Source organism: Methanomicrobium sp. W14, from assembly GCF_017875315.1.
GTDB lineage: Archaea > Halobacteriota > Methanomicrobia > Methanomicrobiales > Methanomicrobiaceae > Methanomicrobium.
This window is the reverse complement of sequence record NZ_JAGGMM010000003.1, coordinates 162,263-180,313: the sequence shown is the minus strand read 5'-3', so window position 1 is coordinate 180,313 and position 18,051 is coordinate 162,263. Positions and strand designations below refer to the sequence as shown.

18 protein-coding genes are annotated in these 18,051 nt (G+C 44.1%); 3 read left to right on the top strand and 15 right to left on the bottom strand.

Going from position 1 to position 18,051, the window contains the following annotated elements:
- Positions 1-3 precede the first annotated feature (3 nt).
- The 9 genes from J2128_RS10155 to J2128_RS10115 form a co-directional block, all read right to left on the bottom strand.
- Positions 4-771, bottom strand: a complete 768-nt coding sequence (locus tag J2128_RS10155; protein WP_209691221.1) for a DUF6345 domain-containing protein — start codon at positions 769-771, stop codon at positions 4-6.
- 1,799 nt (positions 772-2,570) lie between these two features.
- Positions 2,571-3,194 (bottom strand): LysE family transporter, encoded by a 624-nt coding sequence (locus J2128_RS10150; protein WP_209691219.1) that lies wholly within the window; start codon positions 3,192-3,194, stop codon positions 2,571-2,573.
- 93 nt (positions 3,195-3,287) lie between these two features.
- Entirely contained in the window at positions 3,288-3,485 is a 198-nt protein-coding gene (locus tag J2128_RS10145) for a helix-turn-helix transcriptional regulator (protein WP_209691217.1), read from the bottom strand.
- Between the two features lie 4 nt (positions 3,486-3,489).
- Positions 3,490-3,894, bottom strand: a complete 405-nt coding sequence (locus tag J2128_RS10140; RefSeq protein WP_209691215.1) for a DUF2178 domain-containing protein — start codon at positions 3,892-3,894, stop codon at positions 3,490-3,492.
- A gap of 177 nt (positions 3,895-4,071) precedes the next feature.
- Positions 4,072-4,512, bottom strand: a complete 441-nt coding sequence (gene tsaA, locus J2128_RS10135) for a tRNA (N6-threonylcarbamoyladenosine(37)-N6)-methyltransferase TrmO (protein WP_209691213.1) — start codon at positions 4,510-4,512, stop codon at positions 4,072-4,074.
- A 174-nt stretch (positions 4,513-4,686) separates the two neighbouring features.
- Positions 4,687-4,926, bottom strand: coding sequence for a hypothetical protein (locus tag J2128_RS10130; protein WP_209691211.1), 240 nt, complete (start codon positions 4,924-4,926; stop codon positions 4,687-4,689).
- A gap of 85 nt (positions 4,927-5,011) precedes the next feature.
- Positions 5,012-5,515 carry a hypothetical protein gene (locus J2128_RS10125; protein WP_209691209.1) on the bottom strand — a complete coding sequence of 168 codons (504 nt, stop codon included), beginning with the start codon at positions 5,513-5,515 and terminating at the stop codon, positions 5,012-5,014.
- Positions 5,516-5,649: 134 nt separating this feature from the next.
- Positions 5,650-7,383 carry a PEGA domain-containing protein gene (locus J2128_RS10120; protein ID WP_209691207.1) on the bottom strand — a complete coding sequence of 578 codons (1,734 nt, stop codon included), beginning with the start codon at positions 7,381-7,383 and terminating at the stop codon, positions 5,650-5,652.
- Positions 7,384-7,647: 264 nt separating this feature from the next.
- Entirely contained in the window at positions 7,648-8,001 is a 354-nt protein-coding gene (locus J2128_RS10115) for a helix-turn-helix domain-containing protein (RefSeq protein WP_209691205.1), read from the bottom strand.
- Between the two features lie 97 nt (positions 8,002-8,098).
- On the opposite strand from J2128_RS10115, the gene J2128_RS10110 reads away from it, so the two are divergent.
- Positions 8,099-8,749, top strand: coding sequence for a DUF1847 domain-containing protein (locus tag J2128_RS10110; RefSeq protein WP_209691203.1), 651 nt, complete (start codon positions 8,099-8,101; stop codon positions 8,747-8,749).
- Positions 8,750-8,811: 62 nt separating this feature from the next.
- Here the strand turns inward: J2128_RS10110 and pheT are convergent, their stop codons facing one another.
- From pheT to J2128_RS10085, 5 genes are all read right to left on the bottom strand, one after another.
- Complete coding sequence (gene pheT / locus J2128_RS10105) at positions 8,812-10,449, bottom strand: phenylalanine--tRNA ligase subunit beta (RefSeq protein WP_209691201.1); 1,638 nt, start codon at positions 10,447-10,449, stop codon at positions 8,812-8,814.
- Between the two features lies 1 nt (position 10,450).
- The gene (locus tag J2128_RS10100; RefSeq protein ID WP_209691708.1) at positions 10,451-12,097 is read right to left on the bottom strand and encodes a phenylalanine--tRNA ligase subunit alpha; all 1,647 of its coding nucleotides are present in this window, start codon (positions 12,095-12,097) and stop codon (positions 10,451-10,453) included.
- Between the two features lie 5 nt (positions 12,098-12,102).
- Entirely contained in the window at positions 12,103-13,365 is a 1,263-nt protein-coding gene (locus J2128_RS10095) for a tryptophan--tRNA ligase (protein ID WP_209691199.1), read from the bottom strand.
- Positions 13,366-13,397: 32 nt separating this feature from the next.
- Positions 13,398-14,402, bottom strand: coding sequence for a tRNA-intron lyase (gene endA, locus J2128_RS10090; RefSeq protein WP_209691197.1), 1,005 nt, complete (start codon positions 14,400-14,402; stop codon positions 13,398-13,400).
- Positions 14,403-14,688: 286 nt separating this feature from the next.
- Entirely contained in the window at positions 14,689-15,474 is a 786-nt protein-coding gene (locus J2128_RS10085) for a DUF2202 domain-containing protein (protein WP_209691194.1), read from the bottom strand.
- 294 nt (positions 15,475-15,768) lie between these two features.
- Here J2128_RS10085 and J2128_RS10080 point away from each other — a divergent pair, with 294 nt between their 5' ends.
- Positions 15,769-17,130 (top strand): ammonium transporter, encoded by a 1,362-nt coding sequence (locus J2128_RS10080; protein ID WP_209691193.1) that lies wholly within the window; start codon positions 15,769-15,771, stop codon positions 17,128-17,130.
- Between the two features lies 1 nt (position 17,131).
- Positions 17,132-17,470, top strand: a complete 339-nt coding sequence (locus J2128_RS10075; RefSeq protein ID WP_209691190.1) for a P-II family nitrogen regulator — start codon at positions 17,132-17,134, stop codon at positions 17,468-17,470.
- Positions 17,471-17,514: 44 nt separating this feature from the next.
- On the opposite strand, the gene J2128_RS10070 is transcribed toward J2128_RS10075, so the two are convergent.
- A complete protein-coding gene (locus tag J2128_RS10070) occupies positions 17,515-17,658 on the bottom strand; it encodes a hypothetical protein (RefSeq protein ID WP_209691189.1) in 144 nt (47 codons plus the stop codon).
- Positions 17,659-18,051: the final 393 nt, after the last annotated feature.

Sequence of the window (18,051 nt, the reverse complement as noted above, 5' to 3'; positions counted from 1 at the left end):
GCCTTACACCCTCCCAGGTTTGCATGGAAAATTCTCCCAGTTAATGACATAGTTTTCGTTATTTTTCACCGGCTCTTCAAAAGGTCCGTATCCCGGAAGATAATCGTCCCCGCAGGGGTCAGCCCACATATATGCTCCTCTATACGTAGAATTTTCAATAATACTTTCTAGGGTCTTTTTCCAAGCTATTCGAATTTTGGTGGAAGCATAAGTTGTTCCTCCATACGTTCCGCCTCTCATTCTTTCGACAAACTGCGGACCCGTATTACTATTTATCAACCCCGTCGTATCATATGACATAAGAATATGAAGCCCGTTAAATACCGATTCCCGGTTGCCATGCGTTGGCTCGTTTAATACACTGCATGAGTCCAGTACAACCCATTTTGCTGTGCTGAAACTCATGTTTGAACTAAATACCTCATGATACTGGTTTGCAGTCCCGAAAAGTATGCCGTCATTCCAGCCGTGACCTGAGTGATACGCGAATTCCGCGCTGTTCGCGCCTATTGTGTCGGCCGACTCTGTCCTGCTCCGGTAGACCGAACCAGTGCTGTCGTCGACAGGGTTGCTCCTTTCATTCCAGCAGTAATTTATTCCGTCATATTCATGACAGCAGTCCTCGTCTGTCATACGCCTGTATAATTCCTGTGAATTTGCAACCGGGTCAGTCCCCAGATTTGTGTTATTCTGGTAACCGTGATATTCACCTACACCATCGGCAAAGACATAGTAGTTAACCGTCCGGGACAAGACTGCCTGACCATTCATCACCTGAGGAATTGAATTTAAGGACACTGGAGACTGTTCAGATGACTATCAGAGAATTCGTTTACAGAAAATTTTGTTTGACTGTAATTAAGAAATATACCTGAATATTTCATTTTCTTATTACCCCCTCCTTAATTCCTGTGACATTGATTCATTATTTTAATTAATATTGAAATAACCCTTAGTTATCCACCGAAAAAACCAGTTTTATCTCATTTTTGATAAACAAGGCCATTTGATTTCATTCAGTTTAAAATTATATCAATACTTTAAAATTTGATCTTATTCACAATTTTAATATAATATACACTAATATTATTCATAATCTATTGAGAGTAACAAATTATTAATCTAAAAATAACTATCAACTAATTTATAATACATAAATTAATCTTTTTTTAATTAAATCTAAACATTACGATGAAAATCTAGTAATAATAAAAAATATCTGCATATTATCCGTTAAATTTGAAATATTTTTTATTTTATTCATTACCATGAACTTTTAACTTCAGGAACTACTGGTACAGTCACTGCATGCGGGAGAAAAACATTTTCCTAAAGCATAGCGTACCTATGGTTTTAGGATATCCACGAAATTAACAGAATATAATGTTGAATGAGTGTCGAGATAAAATAACATAACAGCCTGGATGAGAAGTTTTTAAGAACTTTCTGAGATTATTTGTTTCTCGATTTAAATTGCGGAAAAAACTTTTTTTAAATGAGGAGTGTTGGATATTTTTTCCGCAATTTTCCAGGGTTTTATGAAGATTTTATGATTTAATCTTTTTATGCTGTTGTTATGGGACTTATCTTCACTGTTAAACTTTAAACAGTTAATCATTAACTATTTTGGATGTTCTTCTGCTCTTCAGGATGCAAAAGACACGATTTTGACATATTTTATTCCGGATTTCAATTTTTAATCCTTTTAATGCCCTTCGTCTTTGGCACCCTGAATAAATGTCATACTTATCCTTATATATATGGATACAATGGATACGCTCTTTTTGTTTAACGGTCAGGTTAAACGACGGGAATTTTTATTATAGGACTGTTCCTTGAAAGAAGGCCCGCTCCAGGATAATGGTTGTGTTTTGACAGTAATTATCAGTGATTTTTACTGACAAAAAGTGCCCGGGTTTTTAAAATTCAAGAAATACCTGCAAGTTTAAAAATCTGTTAAAATCAGCGGGGCACTCTTTTTTTGGCCTTTGCAGAAAAATGAAAAAAGTGAAAAATGTATCTGGTTTAAGTTTTTTCACAACAAATTTTTGCTGTTGTTTTTTACCGGATAAAACCCTTTTTCCTATGTCTGGCTGATATATTTGAAAAAGGGTTTTTCCGGTATCTTTGGGGGGGTTGGTAATGCTTATTTCTGGTTTTTGTTTTTGCCGTTGTTTGATCTGTTTTTTTTATTCTGGTTTTAATTCAGGAGGTTTTGGTAATGCTAATTTTTCTGGTATGAGATGCCAAAAAAAGACTAAACCGCCAATGAAGTATTGCGGCTGCAAAACAATGCTGCCTTTTTTTACTTCTTTGAATCAGTTTTTTCTTTTTGGGGGCACTTCCTGTAAATGTCGTTTTCGTCGGTATATATATGAATAAAATGGGTGTGTTTGTCCGGTTTAACAATCCGGTTATATGGTTATAAAGAAGATGCAGGTCTGCCGTTTTGCATTTCATATTAAAAATACTCCCTGTATAAATCATTCAGAAACCAGAGGGTATTTATTTTCAGAAAGTCTCCTTCCCGTCGTCTTTTGGCAAAAAAACCTGTCCTTAAAATTAAGGTTTTATGTAAATCCGGTCACGGAATATATGTAATATATCCCGAATATCACAAGAAACCCTCCGCATACTGCATTTATTTTCCCGTAAAATTTCTCTGGCATAATCTTTTTTCCGCGTGAAACTCCTGTTGAGACAAATGTAAACCATAAAAAGTCAGACATCCAGTGGCCTGCCATAAAAGCAACAGCCATAATAACACCACCCCTAATCCCGTCTAAAAGAAAACCGCTCCCGATAGTTAACCACCACAGCCAGAAATACGGGTTTGATGCGGATGTTATAACGCCTGCAGTAAACGGGTTTCTGAATAATTTTCCTGTATTATTGTCACTTTTAAACGGAGTTATTACTGGTTTTATGCTCAGAATGCCGAATAAAACCAGTGCTACCCCACCGAAAACCGCAATATAACTTGTGTACGACGAAAATACCGCTGAAAGCCCGAATATTATCAGGAGAGCAGGTATTGTCTCTATTGCAGCATGGCCTGCGGTTACCATCGGCCCTGCAGTCCATCCCCTGTCAACCGATGAACGTATAGTGGCGATAAGGGTAGGGCCTGGTGCAAGAGCTCCTGTTAAGCCTATCAGAAATGAGAATATAAAATATTCAGGGGGTGTGAACATATATGTACATCAATAGACCCTTGCTGTATATACCTGTGTTTTCAGGTTATCTTTATGGGCCTTTATTTTTGGCATGCCATGTAAAATAAAAAATCATTCTTTTTCATATGTAAAGACGTCCTCTATTGTGACCTTAAACCGTTTTGCTATCTTGAATGCAAGGTCAAGGGAAGGGTCATATTTCCCTTTTTCGATTGCAAGAATCGTCTGTCTTGTGACGCCCAGTTCGTCGGCAAGCGCTTTTTGCGTGAGGTCATACATTGCACGAAATACTTTAATCCGATTCTTCATTTTCCTAGTCTCCTCTGTATTTTCGTGAGTAGTATATCCTGAACGCGGGGTATATAAGCAGAATTGATGCAAGGAAAATCAGCTGCGTTATAGACCCACGCAGAATCCTGTCCCCGATACGCGGGTTTTCTATGCTCATTGCAGTTGAAAAGCCTGAGATTGTCAGTGCTAAAAATACCACCCACAGGACCTGCAGTTTTCTCATTCCCGCTTTTTCATTTATCTTCGAGTTAATCCCGTCGACTATTACGGCATCATCGATTTTGAGTCTCAGTCTCAGTATATAGATTGCAGCAGCGCCGGCTATTGCCGCTATTGTGACTACAGGCACTGGGAGGTCTTTTGAGCCGGAGTAAAGGGCGACCCGGCAGAAAATCAGGGCTACTATTATTCCTTGAGGCCGCTGCATAAAAGGTGTTTCTTTTCATCCGGTTAACCTGAAAGATAATTTGTATAATTTGTTAATTAAGTATTTACTAAATATTATCGCACGTGTGCCGGCGGTACAGGAAAGTACTTATTTTTTTAGCCAACAGGAGAAATATCCTGTTGCTCTTCCTTAACTCAAACTCAAAAAATCGGAGAATTATGCTTTTTTCTTTTTATCCGGGTAGCTGGCACCGGGAACGCAGTCAATAGAAGGCACATACGGCTTTATATCAAGGACAGGGGTGTTGTCAAGGGCGTCAAGACCTGATACGGTAATTCTTCTCCCGTCGACGGATACGATGCGCCCTATGTCAAAACCTATAGGATTTGGCCTGTTGGGGCTTCTTATGGTAAATACCGGTCTTTTTTCACCGCCAGCCCCGTGAGGTGTACCGGAAAGCGTCGTTCTGTCGGCCCTGTCAAACCACAAAAGGACTATTATGTGGCTTATACCTTCAAAACCTCCGAGACCCTCCTCAAATTCGTCATAAATCTCTATAACGGTCTCAACAGAATCTTCCTCTCTTCCCTGCCTCGGTGCCTCGCCGCGGATTTTATACGGAGATCTTGTTATCCCTATCGGTTTTATCTCTGTCATAAGCCCTCTTTTTTAATAAAGGAATACTTTGAAGCCAATAAGACTTAAACGTTGATGCCAGAAAAAGTTCCGACAGTTTTTAACCAATGAACAGTCAGAAATCTTAATTATTGAAAGGGGGAGTATTGCAGAAATGTATGTCACGGTTTATTTTCTGTACAAAAAATGAATCTTTTATCCCCCTAAGAGTTTAATCAGAAAGGCAACGATGCCGCCGGCACCGGCACCTATTCCGGCTGAAATTTGCGATTCTTTAAGGGACGAGACAGGTGCTTTGGATAAGTTTTTCTCGAGATTTCTGATTCTTGCATCCATCTCATTCTCCTTTTCCTTTATTGCCGATATTGATTCGCGGATACATTTTACATCCCTGCTCGTCTCGATAATAAGGTCATGCAAAGCTTCAGGGTCCATATTATCCTCAGTTAAGTTTAAAAGATGGTTTTGCCCCGGAAAAATCGCGGGAAAAATCCAAATCTTTTTTTGAAAGCTTTTTTTCTTATGACAAAATATCAACCGTGTCTGCCCAGTTTTCTATTCTTGCCATAATTGCGTCGTCTTCGTAGGAGGATACCCTGACTTTTGAGCGGGTAAAGGTTACGTAATATGTTTCACCGTTTGCATCGTGGCATTTCAGCTGGCAGTAATATGCATCTTTCGAGCTGTCCCTTACAGGGTCTGCACCTATTGTCCCTGCAAGTTCAGTATCAGAAACGATTTTTTCCGCTGCCGAGCCGAAGGAGTTAACTGACGGTGCTTTTACTGATACTGAGCCTGTCACTTTTGCATTATCGTCTTCAAAATTTATTTTTGCGGTATAGTATTCCCTGTTTCTGGTTATCCCAAGGAAATCTTCACCGCCATAGGAGTAATCAGTGCATTCAAACGGGTTTTCGGAGACGATTCTGCTTATCATGGCATCAAAGGATGCGATGTCTTCCACAGGCTTTTCGAGATTTCTGACGGCGCTTTTTGAGCTTCCGGTCTCAATAAAATCAGTCATTTTCTTCACTAACCTACTATTTCTTCAATTGTTGCCGTTTCATGCAGGTATCTGCATGCCGACGTCATAATAGTTGGAATTTTGGATATAAACGACCTCGCCGCGTGTGGTGTGAAAGTGCGAAAATAAAAAAATCAGTTATATTTGCGTTTTAATATCGCAAATACCGTAATTATAGCCAGAACTCCCAGTGGTGCGCCAAAGCCCGGAGACTTTTTCGGTTCTGACTCAGGTTTCATGTCGACTGATACAGTTGCCGTCCCACCCGCAGTGACAGTGATTTTTCCTGTAGAATCATCATATCCTGAGAGTTTTAAGGTTACTTCATGTTGTCCTGACGATATTCCCGGAACAGTAAAATTTGTAATCCCTTTGTAGACGTCGTCTACGTAGGCGTTTGCACCGGATGGGTTTGAATTTATGCTTATCGAGCCTGTGAGGGGATCGGTAATGAAGACAAGGTCTGTGTTTACGTTTACCGTCTGGCCTGCCGAAACGGAGACCTGGGTGTCATAATCCCGGTATCCTGTTTTTTCAATTGAGACCTTGTAGGTGCCCGGGTTCACCACAAGGTCATACGGGCTGTTTTCTCCGGTCTGCCCCATATAAGCTCCGTTTAAGTAAACTTCAGCATCTCCGGGTGTTGACGATGCATATATATGCCCTGTCGTCTGGTCCGGGACGGGGGTCAGGGCGGCGTTGACTGTTGCGACCGAGCCTGCGTTTACGTACTGGCTGTTCGTCCAGTCATAATATCCGTTTGCAGAAACAGTTACTGTGTGGCTTCCTGCCGGGATGTTGTTTATTTTCACGGGAGCTCTTCCAGTATTTGCACCGTCTACATAGACCTGGGCACCTGTCGGGTTTGATGTTACTACAAGAGTCCCGTAGGAGGAAGCCTGTTCAAGCGTATAATATCTTGTTTTACTCGCTCCGTCTGAAATGCTGACAGTGTCTGTGACCTGGTTGTAGCCGCTTTTCGCGATGTCGATGTAATGGACCCCTGAACTGAGACTTACAGTCAGAGGAGTCGTCCCTTTGAAGATTTTGTCCACGTAAAGACTTGCACCCAAAGGAGTCGTGTCAACTGTAAGCTGTCCGCCTGATGTCGTTTGCGCCTGGAGCGTTACATATGCATCAACAGTCTGGCCTGCCGGAGGTGCTGCCGGAAGACTCTGTGATGCTGTCGTATATCCCTGTTTTTCAACAGTGACAGTGGAGTACCCTGATGAACCTACTGTCCACTGGACTGAAAGCATTCCTCCTTTTATCTCTCCCATGTAGTTTCCGTCAAAATAGACTGACGCTCCGTCGACATTGCAGTGGACATTGTACCATCCTATCCCGGGGGCGGCTGTCTGAGTAGGAGCAGGAGTCACGGTAGGTGCAGGCGTTTTAGTTTGTGTTGGGGTTGGTGTGGGTGTAGGTGCAGGCGTTTTAGTTTGTGTTGGGGTTGGTGTGGGTGTAGGTGCAGGCGTTTTAGTCTGTGTTGGGGAAGGTGTGGGTGTAGGTGCAGGTGTTTTAGTTTGTGTTGGAGTTGGTGTCGGAGTCGGTACTGGCTCAAGGGTTACTGAAACCGCCTTTTGTTCGGCGGCAGAGAGTGTGACGCTCTGTGATTTATCTTCATATCCATTTTTTGAGAAGGACAGGGTATATGTCCCCGCGACAAGTTTATAGCCTGTAACGGGTGTCGTTCCTATGTCTTTGCCGTTAATTGCTACATCTGCGCCGGAGGGGTCTGATGTTACCGTAAGAAAAGCATCATCTGAACCTGTGGTGTTTGTAGTGTTATCCGCAATAACGGGCGGTGCCAGTGCAATGAATATTGCAGCGGCAAAAAATATAGACCAGACCAGTATTTTAGCCATCAGTATCAAAAGGAAGTGCAGTTTATCAGTATATAGAATTATTCAATTAATTCTGTAGTAACATTGAGCCTGACTTTAGCAGTCCGAAAAAATAAATGAGTTCTCCGGTATAAGTATGAATTGCCCTGGATGCAGTAAAATCCAGGACGTAACTGGTTTTTGTTGCCGGTTGAAAATATTCTCATTCCCCGGTTGCGGTCTGCAGGTTTATTTATACCGAAAAATTTCCGGGAGATATATCTTCATTTAACTTAATTATATGAATCAGCAGACGTCCATTTTCATGCCCTCGGATTCCAGGTAATGTGTTCCCCAGATCCTGAGTGCATCAAATACGGGGAAAAGTGCTTTTCCATTTTCAGTCAGTGAATATTCAACGCGGGGCGGAATTTCAGGAAACATTACCCTGGATATTATCTTTTGATCTTCAAGTTCACGGAGATGAGATGTAAGGGTATTTGAATTTACTCCATGCATTTTTTTCTGCAGGTCCGTAAATCGTAGTGCATGATTACGCAGGTGCCAGATTATGAGAATATTCCATTTGTTTCCCAGAATTTCAATAAATAAATCTATGAGGCATTTGGATTTTATATCGGATTTTAACGGAGAATCCATAATAGTTATTTTTTTATAACTATATTAGTTTTGTATTCCTGATTTGTATAAATAACTATAGGGGTAATCATGAATATGTAAAAAACGGAGCATAATTATGGAGAAATTTAGCCCGCATTGTGTAAAATGTAATGTTCTAAGGTGCAGTACCATAGAAAAGAAAGGCAGAGTGCCGTCATCCTGTCCTACAGTTAAGTATAAGGATTTAATTGAGGAAACAAAAGAAAAGTATAATCTGCCTGAAAACCAGGCAGTGATTCAGGGCTGGCAGATTCTGATGAGCAGGATTCTTGATCCTGAAAAGCCGCGGGAAAAATATTCCTGGACAAGGGTTGATGAAATAATTGAGTATGCAAAGATACGTGGAATGAAGAAACTGGGAATTGCCACGTGCTATGCGTTATTGTTTGAATCAAAGTTATTATCCGGGATTCTTGAAGAAAACGGCTTTGAAGTTGTCTCGGTTTGCTGCCTTTGCGGCGAAATCTGCCCGCAGGATGTGGGACTGAAAGGGAATATCTTTTGCAATCCGATACTCCAGGCAGAGGTGCTTAACCGCGAAAAAACAGAGTTAAACATAATGGCAGGACTTTGTGTCGGTCATGATATCCTTTTCCTTCGCCATTGTAAGGGAGAAACAACACCTCTTATAGTCAAAGACCGGGCCCTTGGCCATAATCCTGTTGCAGCGTTGTATATCAGCCAGAATAATTTTTATAAAGACAGGTTCACCGGAAAATCCGCATGAATAATAACCGGTTTTCCTGAAAAAAAGCCAAAAAATATTGATAATGTTCTGAAAAGGATTCTTCACTCTGTGTTCCGGCTGCACTGCCCGTTAAGAATCCTTAAGTCCAGTTCGAATCCCGATACCGGCTGGTCCATTTCGAAGTTTTGTATAACCTGGGGGTGAATTTCCCCGAAAACACCCGCAAGCCTGTCTTTTACAAAGACATCCGCACGTCTTCCGTCAATAAATGCCTGGTCCTCGGATTCCCTGACAGTGTACTCGACACCGAGTTCGTGCATAAAAGCATCGAATATGGCGTAAATCTCCGAAAAATCGGCGTCTGTGTGCATTGTTACACCTGCAACCTTCTGGAATGTCTCCCTTCCGTGGACGACGTCTCCGGTTGCAAACAGCTTCTGGGGAAGCTCCCTGTGCTGGTTTATCTTGAGAGTCTCCATTAAAAGCGGGAGTATGTCTGTCCTTACGAGGGTCTGCTCCTCCGATATGGGGTGGAGGACGAACAGTGCGTAGTCGGGAATGCTTCTCTGCATGTTCTCATACATGATTCTCTCGTTTGAAAGAGTAAAAGGCATCATCTCGATAAAGCCCAGGCCTGCCATGATAGTCCTTGCCGTGCCCATATTTTTCTGGAGAACATGCTCCTTTCCGATTGTGAAAGTGTCGGGCAGCTCTGCTTTTAAGTTGTCGAACCCGTAGGCTATCGCGACGTCCTCGAATATATCCCAGTCATGCATAATGTCGGCACGGTAGCACGGTATAAGGACCCTGACGTTCTCTTCGTCAAGCGGCTCTGCGCCGAAACGCATCTTCTCAAGCATTTCTGTCATGCTTTCGACAGAGAGGTTAAAGCCTATGAGACGGTTGCATTCCGAAACTTTTACGGTTCTTTCCGCCGGCTCAAGAGACGGCATTATCTCTCCGGAAACGTCCACGCTCTCAACCTTTCCGCCTGCCTCGGCAAGGGCGGTGCATATGATGTTTGCCGCAATCATCACCGCTTTTTTGTCGGTCCCGGTGCAGTCGAGGAGGATGTTTCCGGTCTCTGTAGTGACCTTTGTCAGTTCGCCGTTTATTATCGGCGGAAATGACAGGACATTGTCTTCCGAGTCGACTATAAGAGGGAACCTGTCGAATTTGTTGACGAGGTGTGCATAGTCTTTTCCTTTCGGGTGCTCCTTTAGTATCTCGTCCATCGTCATGGAACGGTCGAAGTCGAGGGGGACGAATTTTCTGCTTCTTTCTGAAGCGATATATGAAAATGGTGGCTTCACCCTGTCGAGGTCATGGACTCCTATTGCAACCTTGGCCCTTCCGCGGCCGACAGCCCAGTGCAGCGCTTCCTGGAGTCCCATGAGGCTCTGTATTGATTCTTCGGTGAAGTTCAGCCCTCTTATGACGGCGGATGCTATATAGGGCCTTATCTCTTTGAGGCCTTCGTCCACTGAGAAACTTATTCCAGACGGTCTGACATCGTATTTCTCGAGACCTGTCTCTATTTCCAGGAACCCTCTCATCGCACGGGCCACACCTTCCGTAGAGAACATGTCAGGTCTGTCAGGGAAGAATTCCACGTCGAAGTGGTCGTCCTCGTACCTTTCGATGTCGGCCGCAATCATCGGAAGCCTGTCTATGATGATATCCTTTGAGACACCTGTGAGGCTCTCGAGATATTTGTATGGAAGAGTTATAATCGCCATTTTAGTCCTCCAGTTTTTTGTTGACAGGGCTCTCTCTTATCCATTCGATATCACTCCTGTAGAGCTGCCTTAAGTCCTTCAGGCCCATTTTGAGCATCGCGACACGTGATACCCCAAGCCCCCATGCAAGGACCGGGTATTTTACTCCCCAGGGTGCTGTTACCTCCTCGCGGAATATTCCGGCCCCGCCGAGTTCAACCCACCCGAGGCCGTCGACGTACACCTCGGGTTCCACGGAAGGCTCTGTGTAAGGGAAATACGCCGGGCGGAACCTGACGTTTTCGAATCCCATCCTGTGGTAAAGCTCTTTCAAAAATCCCATAAGGTGCCTGAACGAGACGTTGTCGTCCATGACTATTCCTTCAAGCTGTTCGAACTCCGGCGTATGCGTCGGGTCAATCGCTTCGCGCCTGTATACACGGCCAATGCAGAAGGCCTTCGACGGGCCCTGCGGGTGGTCTTTGAGGTACTGGATTGAAAGGCCTGTCGTGTGCGTCCTTAATACGCACTGCTTTGCCTTTTCCTCTTTCCAGACGCCTCCCCAGCCTGTCGACGAGGTGTCTCCGCCGAATTCGTGGATATCTCTTATCACTTCGTAGTTTTCCGGAAGCTCCTGGTTCATGTCCAAAAAGAACGTGTCCTGCATCTCACGTGCCGGGTGGTCCTGGGGCTGGAAGAGAGCATCGAAATTCCAGAATGAGCCCTGCACAATTCCGCCGTATATTTCGGTGAAACCCATGCTTATCAGGATTTTCCTCATCTCATCTATAAGGCTCTGGTAAGGGTGTTTTTTTCCGGCAAAGATACGTTTTGGAGGAGTTTTTACACTGTACCTGCGGAGTTTGAGATTTGACCATTCCCCGGTTCTTATCTGCTCCGAAGTAAGTGTTCCTGCTTCGATTCTCAGGTCAAGGCCGGTCTCTACAAGTATCTCTCCTTCTGTCGTAAGAGATACCCGAAACTCCGGTGTCTCCTTTTCTTCTACAAGTTTTCTCTTCAGGAGGTCTTTTATCCCGGGGCTTTCGGCGGTGGGGTTTTTAAGTGCAATCTCATCGTCTCCGAACGGGGCATCCGACATCTTCGTTACGATGCCGTCCTTTATCGAGACCCATCTTTTCTTTCTGAGCCACCCGATTCCAAGCTTTGCCTGCGGGTGGGACTGGAGGTCTGTTACCGGTATACTGTCCACGAATGAGTCAAAAAGAACTCTTTCAGGCAGGCCTTCGGCTGCGTATTTTCTGCCTTCTTCCGTGAGGGTGTATTTTACCGATACTTTCTTCCGGAGGTCCACGAGGCCTTTTGTCTGGAGAAGGCCTGCGTACTGGACGACCGCCTCTTCCGTCGTGTCCATTATCTTTGCAAGATAGGCTGCCTCAGGACGGTCAAGGTCTGATACGGGGCCAAGTTTTTCTTCGGCGGCATCCTCAAAGAGTTCAAGGGCCTTTTTTATGGGGTTTATTGCAATGTTTCTGGTCTCTTCCAGAATGTTCAGGACGTCACGCAGGGGGTTTAATTCCGATTTTCTTATATCAGTAACATCCTTTACCGTATCATTAATCGTTCTCTGGGTCTTTTTTCTCGCCTCTTCCGCGTCTTTAAGAGGTTTTAATACGGCAAGCAGCCTTTTTTCGTTGTATGTAAGCTCCACCAAGTCTATTCCTCCACCATATGTGAGACTTCGTCCATCTTTTCATTGAAGTCCTTCAAAAATGTTTTGACCCTTTCAAATGTCTCTTTTTTGCAGGTTCCGCACATAAGTCTTCCCTCCCTGCATGCACACCGCATATCCTTCAGCTCTTCGTCGTCCTCCTGCATATGGAACAGGTTTAAGAGGTACACCGAGCATTTTTCAGGTTCTCCCCCTAGTCTTTTCTGCTCTTCAAGGGTCATTCTTCCCCCGGTGAGAGCGTTCATTATTTTTTTCCTGATATCCTTTTCAGGCTCGTCGAACCTGAAAAGACTCTCGGGAACACTTGACGACATTTTTCCACCCATCAGCCCCTGGAGGAAGGTGTGGTATGTTGCTGAAGGAAGGTAGAATCCGTATCCGCCGCAGTCCAGCTCTGTCTCTCTTACCGTTTTTTCAACTAAGTCCCTGTCTGCACCGTATACGTCAATGTGACCTTCGTATCTTTTGCATCCAGGAAATGCTTTTTCCAGTTTGTCCATCGCTTTAACAGGGGCATTTTTTGAGCGTATGCTTACACCGGGAGATCCGGATTCAAGGTCGATTACGGTAAACATCCTGAGTTTTCCGGCAACGTCCCTTGTAAGTCTTATATGAGGGTCCTGGTCGATTCCTACAGGAACGACTGTCGGTGCAGGCCCTTCTCTCGTCTGCGGGTAGAGGATGTCCGCGACCTGAGTTGCAACGCTCATTGCGTGTGCAAGGGAAGTCTCCTGGGTAAAGCCGTATATTGCCGAAAGCTCCGAGAAATTTATTTTTGTGGCACTTTCGAAGGCAAGGTCCTTTAAGGGGTTGTTTTCGCTCTGGAAGTATGTGTTTCCCCTGTATCCGAGAGCATATATGCATTTGAGATACTCTTTTCCGAATTCCTTACATTTATCCCAGGATATCCCGCGTACCGCGTGTGCCTCCCTGTCTGCAACCGAGATATAGCCTGTACCTCCCATCAGTGTATGCCAGACCACTTCCTTCATGACCATCAGGTGTCCCAGATGGGGGTGCCCCGACGGCATAAAGCCTGTCATAACATAGAATTTTTTGTGGTTTTCTATTGCGTCTGCAACAGCGGCATAGTCTCTCTGGCCTGCAACGATTCCTCTCCTGAAAAAGACAGGGGGATTTTTCAGATCTTTTATAGCCTGTCCTGCGGGTTTTATACCAAAATCACGGAATAGTTTTTCCGTGTCAATATTCTGCCTGCTTGACCACGGATTTATCTCGGACTGCATGTTTTTTCCAACTGCTGGTTCTGTAAATATATTTATAGTTTGATTCTTGCGAATTCGATGTACTCTATATTGTCTTTTTTTACACAGGCAAAAAGCATCTTCTTGCGAACACTGTGAGCAAGTCTTACTGAGCGTGATATAACGCTCATGGGCATTGACTCATTCTCTGGAAGTGAGTGTACCAAAAGTTCCGAGTGCTGCTTTTTTCCGGAATAAACCCTGAAATGGTGGCCGAATTTATATGCCGTCCTCGGGATGTTCTTAAGGTCGCGGAGGTTTGTGTACGTGATGGTCTTCTGGCTGAGTTCGTGATCGTTTTCCTCGGCGCGCCTGTAATATTCATCGTATGTCATTCCTCCGTTCAGCTCCAGAATACCCTTTTTCAGGAGGTACAGGGCCTCAACCGATGACAGCATAATTCTTTCCTGGTCAAATTTTGTCCCAAGCATTGTCTCCTCGAATTCCGAGTCTTCCGGATTTGCAGGGATTATAACCGCGTTTTCGTATGCATTTCCTGTTATGTGACTGCATATGGGCTTTGCAGTGCCTTCCATAGGGCTGCTTATCTTTACCTCGTAGTATGTTATCTCTTCTTCGTCATCTACTACAGCAAGGAGAAACTGTTTGCGCATGTTGTGAGCACTTTTTACCTCTTCTGCAACTTTTGAGAATTCTATGAGATCACGCTCGGAGAGTACACGCATCAGGTAATATGACGAACCTGTTCCCGGTTTCTGTCCTCTCTTAAAAACCCTGAAGTCCTGCGGCCCTGCCTGTATTACAAATCCTCTTTCGCGGATATCGCGGTAGACCAGAAACTTTCGCAGAAAATAGGACTTTTCCATAAATTGTCCGAGAAGCTGTTCAAAACTGTAGCAGCCGACACAGATTCTGCCCCTTGCAGCAAGATATAGAGCTTCTTCAGCAGAGAGAGCAAGTTTATCCCCACCGGGTCTTCCGTATCCGCCCTGTTCATAGAGTGAAAGTCCGTCTTCCCCGAGGACTACCCCGTCACCTTTAAGTTCGCCTTTAATCATAACTATCCACTTTTGCCTGATGCCAGTTCTGGTTTTTTGTCTTTCCTCAATTTCGCGATGAAAATAGGTATTTCTGCGATTTTTTGCATTGTACCCGGTAAAATCCTTCAGGAATCCGGGCAATGTAAGGAGAATAAAGCGGCTTGTCTCGTACCGATATTTATAATTATATGTTCTCTCTCCATTAGCTTATGCTATTTTGCTTTTGACAAAACCGTTTTTTCCATGTATTTGGCAGTTGCCTGTCCGTTTGTCGGGGACGTTTCAGTGAAAAAGAAGTATATTTTTATGTCTGTGTTGTGTTTTGCGGCCCGGTAAGATTTTCTATTTCATCCGGAGGGAGTATAACGGGTCCCGGGCCCATCATGGACTTTAGCCTTAAAAGTTCCAGGTTCTCTTTGAAAGAATCAAGATGCCTTTGCGACCCGTTCAGGAGGTTTCTGTATACAAGCCTGAGGTCCTGTTTGTCAGTACCTGCTATTGCCTCTTCAAGGTCGCTTATGTCAGTTTCCTCTATGTATATTGAGTTGTTCAGGGCCTTTTCCACGGATTCGGAGCCTGAGGATACGAATTTGTCATACATGTTCTGGATGTTTTCATTTGTGAAAACTCCTCTCCTCTCGTTTACAGGGTCTGTAAGACCATACCTGTCTATCAGCATCTCCATTGCATCCATATGGGACTGCTCTGATCCGGCGATGTTCTGGAACACGTTTCTTCCCCAGATATCGAAGTACATAAGGTAAGTGTCACGTGCAAGCTTTTCTTCTTCAGTGATGTACAATATCAATGATTTTTCGTTTTCCGTCAGTTCTCCTGCCGGGAGTGATAAAATCTCGTTTGTAAGATTTTCAGAGAAGTTGTTTCTGTAATAACCCTGCGAGAATGAAGGTCCGGCACCTGCCCCGGGTCCAGGGTTTGTATCATTGTTCATGCCGTTTCCTGCGCTTATGTTTCCTCCGCCGTTGTTGTTCACACCTGATGTTTTGCCTGAATTTTGCATGCATCCGGCAGCAAGAGTTATTGCAAATATCATTAGGAGCAACAGGACTATTTTCTGATATTTTTTCATTAGTCCCACCTGTTCTGATAATTGGCGTAAGGGCTGATATTGGTTACGGGTAATTTTCCCGTATATTAAATGTTATAACTAACAGCGCATGTGAAAGAGGTGGAAATAATATTCCTGCCACTTCCTGTTCAGATACTTTTGTGCACGACTCCTGTTTTGAGTGTTTATACTGGAAATTTTAAATTTTAAAGTCTGTTAATGCCGTATTTATGCGCTGTTCCTCAATTTGTCTAAAAGAAAACATTTAATATCAATAGAAAGAAACTTCCTTCTTGTTGAGGAGGTTATAATCTGATGATAAACAAAGTCAGAGTAATGCAGATCATTTTCTTGATCTTTATTCTTGCGATGATCTCACCTGTAATGGGTGCTGATCCGTCAGGAGCAGACACATACAGTTCCGATCCGGACACAGCAATAAACTTCACCTGGGTTCTTATCTGTGGATTTCTGGTGATGCTTATGCAGGCAGGTTTTGCACTGCTTGAAGCCGGTCTTACAAGAGCTAAAAATTCAGCAAACATCATGATGAAGAACATGGTGGACTTCTGTATCGGTGCTCTTGGGTACTGGGGTATCGGTTTTGCCCTTATGATGGGGACAGCAACCGGAATTACCGGAATGTTCGTAGGTCTCAACGGGTTCTTCCTTATCGGGGACTCTTATGATGTTTCGGTTATAGAACTGTGGTTCTGGCAGATGGTCTTCTGTGCAACGGCTGCAACAATTGTATCCGGGGCAATGGCAGAAAGGACAAAATTCAGTACATACTGTATTGCAAGTCTTCTGGTCACGACAATAATCTACCCGATATACGGGCACTGGATGTGGGGCGGAGGGTGGCTTTCCCAGCTCGGTGCACTTGACTTTGCAGGTTCAGGAGTAGTTCATGCAGTAGGCGGTTTCGTTGCACTTGCAGGTGCCTGGCTTGTCGGTCCCCGTATCGGCAAATTCAAAAAGGACGGGACACCTGTGGGTATTCCGGGACACAGCATTACCCTTGCAATACTCGGTGTCTTTATCCTCTGGTTTGGATGGTTCGGCTTCAACCCGGGCAGCACACTTGCAGCAACTGATCTCAGGATTTCAATAATCGCCGCAAACACTGTGCTTGCCGCAGCTGCCGGCGGAATAATGGCAATGATAGTTACATGGCTTAAATACGGAAAACCTGATGTTCCGATGACAGGAAACGGTGTCGTTGCAGGTCTTGTTGCAATAACTGCCCCCTGTGCATGGGTTAACCCTGTTGCAGCAGTTGTAATCGGTCTTATTGCAGGTGCCCTTGTAATAGGAAGCGTCTGGTTCATCGAGTGGAAACTTAAAATAGACGACCCTGTAGGAGCAATATCGGTTCATGGTGTATGCGGTTTATGGGGTATCCTGTCGTTAGGTCTCCTTGCAGACGGAACCTACGGAGACGTATCCGGTCTCTTATACGGAAACGCCGGATTTATGGTTTCGCAGATCATAAGTGCAGTGACTGTATTCGTCTGGGCATTCGGTGTGGGAACAATAATGTTCTATATACTGAAGAAGACCGTCGGACTGCGTGTATCCGAGCGTGAGGAAATAGAAGGCCTTGATATCGGTGAACATGGAATGAGTGGATATCCGGACTTTATGCAGACAGAGCCTGTTGTAAAGGGTGAGTGATATGATAAAAATTGAAGCGATAATACGTGCACAGAAAGTGGACAGTGTAAAAGAAGCCCTGGACTCGGTTGGTGCAGGTTCAATGACCGTTTCAGAGGTTCGCGGAAGAGGTCAGCAGAAAGGTATAACCCAGAACTGGAGAGGTGCTGAGTATGTAGTCGATTTTATCCCGAAGATTAAGGTTGAAGTCGTCGTTTCAGACGATCTGGCTGAGAAAGTCGTGGATTTGATCTGCGATGCGGCGAATACCGGCAACATTGGTGACGGGAAAATTTTCATGAGCCCGGTATCCGATGCTATCCGCGTAAGGACAAAGGAGCGTGGCGATAAGGTACTGTAAGGGCTCATATTAAAACGGTTACACACCAATCATTGCGCCCGGTATCAGCCGGTGAGAGCTGAATTTTTCAGGAAAGACAGCAGTTTTTTCTGATAAATTCTTCTCTCATTTGTCTGTTCTGCCGGGTCGTGCGAGAGATATGAAAAGGCTTCATCTCGAACTGAAGGCTTTTCATTAAAGATCTTCACTTCATTAAAAATAATCCGTCTATCAGAAATCTCTGTGATCTAACATAGACCACCATGTGATAGGTTAGATGAAAAAAGAAGGGAAAAAGTGATTCAGGACTTTAGTTTAAGAGAAGAGCTGTCAGGGATGTGTTCCACGATGCATCTGCAGATCTGCAAATTCAAATCTCCATTACGAATTTGCAGGTAATCTCCTTCTTACCCTCTCTCAAAAGCCTGGATGATTTTCCCTCTATTTTTTATAGCGTTTAACACGTATTTAATGTTTAGATCTTATTTTGAATAGTTCCGAAATGAAAAGTGCCGTGATAGCATGCATTCATTTATTAAAAATGTGGATTTTTATGTATTTACTCCGGTGTGCAAAAAAACACTGTAACCGGTTAGTACACG

Coding starts and splice junctions, on each gene's coding strand:
- J2128_RS10155 (WP_209691221.1), bottom strand. CDS start 771: ATGAATGGTCAGGCAGTCTTGTCCCGGACGGTTAACTACTATGTCTTT.
- J2128_RS10150 (WP_209691219.1), bottom strand. CDS start 3,194: ATGTTCACACCCCCTGAATATTTTATATTCTCATTTCTGATAGGCTTA.
- J2128_RS10145 (WP_209691217.1), bottom strand. CDS start 3,485: ATGAAGAATCGGATTAAAGTATTTCGTGCAATGTATGACCTCACGCAA.
- J2128_RS10140 (WP_209691215.1), bottom strand. CDS start 3,894: ATGCAGCGGCCTCAAGGAATAATAGTAGCCCTGATTTTCTGCCGGGTC.
- tsaA (WP_209691213.1), bottom strand. CDS start 4,512: ATGACAGAGATAAAACCGATAGGGATAACAAGATCTCCGTATAAAATC.
- J2128_RS10130 (WP_209691211.1), bottom strand. CDS start 4,926: ATGGACCCTGAAGCTTTGCATGACCTTATTATCGAGACGAGCAGGGAT.
- J2128_RS10125 (WP_209691209.1), bottom strand. CDS start 5,515: ATGACTGATTTTATTGAGACCGGAAGCTCAAAAAGCGCCGTCAGAAAT.
- J2128_RS10120 (WP_209691207.1), bottom strand. CDS start 7,383: ATGGCTAAAATACTGGTCTGGTCTATATTTTTTGCCGCTGCAATATTC.
- J2128_RS10115 (WP_209691205.1), bottom strand. CDS start 8,001: ATGGATTCTCCGTTAAAATCCGATATAAAATCCAAATGCCTCATAGAT.
- J2128_RS10110 (WP_209691203.1), top strand. CDS start 8,099: ATGGAGAAATTTAGCCCGCATTGTGTAAAATGTAATGTTCTAAGGTGC.
- pheT (WP_209691201.1), bottom strand. CDS start 10,449: ATGGCGATTATAACTCTTCCATACAAATATCTCGAGAGCCTCACAGGT.
- J2128_RS10095 (WP_209691199.1), bottom strand. CDS start 13,365: ATGCAGTCCGAGATAAATCCGTGGTCAAGCAGGCAGAATATTGACACG.
- endA (WP_209691197.1), bottom strand. CDS start 14,402: ATGATTAAAGGCGAACTTAAAGGTGACGGGGTAGTCCTCGGGGAAGAC.
- J2128_RS10085 (WP_209691194.1), bottom strand. CDS start 15,474: ATGAAAAAATATCAGAAAATAGTCCTGTTGCTCCTAATGATATTTGCA.
- J2128_RS10080 (WP_209691193.1), top strand. CDS start 15,769: ATGATAAACAAAGTCAGAGTAATGCAGATCATTTTCTTGATCTTTATT.
- J2128_RS10075 (WP_209691190.1), top strand. CDS start 17,132: ATGATAAAAATTGAAGCGATAATACGTGCACAGAAAGTGGACAGTGTA.